This window comes from Nonomuraea lactucae (assembly GCF_003313395.1).
GTDB classification, from domain to species: domain Bacteria; phylum Actinomycetota; class Actinomycetes; order Streptosporangiales; family Streptosporangiaceae; genus Nonomuraea; species Nonomuraea lactucae.
In genome coordinates this window covers 1-1,684 of sequence record NZ_QNFZ01000544.1, presented here as the reverse complement: position 1 = coordinate 1,684, position 1,684 = coordinate 1, and the positions used below count along the sequence as shown (strand labels likewise).

Here is a 1,684-nt window from a genome sequence, read left to right as displayed (position 1 = left end):
CTCAGGGCGAGCGCCGCGGTGGCCGCGCCGGCCGCCGCGCGGCCCATCATGCTCCGCCAGGTGATGCCCTTGCCGGTGGTGTGCTGGAACGTGTTCATCAAGACCTCCGTCATGAGTGCTGTGCTGCCTTTATCGGACAGCCGGAACGCTAGTTGCCCCCCCGCCGGCGATCTGCGCACAAATCCACATATGACACAACAAAAATCCTTCGTGCCCGTCAGAGCACCCCCGAAGGTGTCACGAGCTGGGCAGACGGACAGGACCGTAAGGCGATCATCTGTCCATGAGACAGTCCATTACCTGATCACTTTCCGACTATCCGGCCATCTCCGGCGGACGCCCTCCGATCAGGCTCGCCGCGCGCTCGGCGATCGCCATGACCGTCGCCTGGGTGTTGGCCGACGGAACGGACGGCATCACCGAGGCGTCGGCGACGCTGAGCCCGCGCACTCCGCGGACGCGCAGCTCGGTGTCGACCACGGCCATGGCGTCCGTGCCGATCCGGCAGGTGCCCGCGTAGTGGTAGTAGGAGTTCGGCTGGGCGCGCAGGTGATCGCGTGCGGCCTGACCGGCGACTCCGGAACCGGGAAAGACCTCCTGGCCCCGCCACGGGCCCAGAGCGGTGGAGCGTGCGATCCGGCGCACCATCGCCAGGCCGGCGAGCAGCGCCTCCACGTCGCGGCCGTCGGAGAGGTAGTCAGGGTCCATCAGGGGCCGTACGCCGGGGTCCGCACCGGCCAGGCGCAGCCGGCCGCGGCTGTGCGGGGTGACCAGCCCGGCCGAGATGACGTAGCCGTCGGCGTCGCCCGGCGCGGGCGCGTACATGAAGATCTGCAGATCCGGCACGTCCACCGACGGGTCGCTGCGGACCAGCCCCATGGCCTCGATGTTGTTGTTCCGGCCGGGCGGCACCGGCGCCGGCGTCCCGTACACGACCGGGGCGTACAGATGGTCGTGCAGGTTCTCCCCCACGCCGGGCAGGTCCGCGACGACCTCGATCCCGACCTGCCGGAGGTGCTCGGCCGGGCCGACGCCCGACAGCAGCAGGAGCTGCGCGGAGCCGATGGCGCCCGCGCACAGCACCACCTCCTGCTCGCACCCCACCCGCGCGAACGTGCCGCCGGCGGTGTAGTCCACCCCGGTGCAGCGATCACCGTCGATCCGCACTCGGTGCACCAGCGCACCGGTCACCACGTCCAGGTTGGGCCGGTCCAGCGCGGGCCGCAGGTAGGCGTCGGCCGCGCTCAGCCTGGCGCCGCGCACGATGTTGAGGTCCACCCAGCCGAACCCCTCCTCCAGCCCGCCGCTGATGTCGGTGGCGGCGCCGTGCCCGGCCTCCAGGGCCGCCTCGACGAACGCCACCGTGGCGGGATGCCGTTCGACGGCGGGTGCCACGATCATGGGTCCGCCGAGCCCCCGGACGGCGGGATCGCGTCCCTCGGCATGCTCGGTACGCCGGAACCAGGGCAGGAGGTCCTCGAACCCCCACCCCTTCGCACCGGCCGCCTCCCAGGCGCGATAGCCGGACCGGTGCCCCCGGATGAAGATCATGCCGTTGATGACGGAGGTGCCGCCGAGGCCGCGCCCGCGCGGCCATGGCACCCTCGTCCCCGAGACGGCCTGCTCCACTGTGCTGTCGCCCCAGTCGGCGGACCCGCCGCGCAGGCCCCACCACGCCGCGGGT

Annotated in this window: 1 protein-coding gene; it reads right to left on the bottom strand. The window is 71.9% G+C overall.

Annotated elements, in window-relative coordinates:
• Positions 1 to 315: 315 nt before the first annotated feature.
• Positions 316 to 1,684: GMC family oxidoreductase (locus DQW85_RS23425; protein ID WP_113702243.1), on the bottom strand; the 1,369-nt coding region annotated here is incomplete at its 5' end.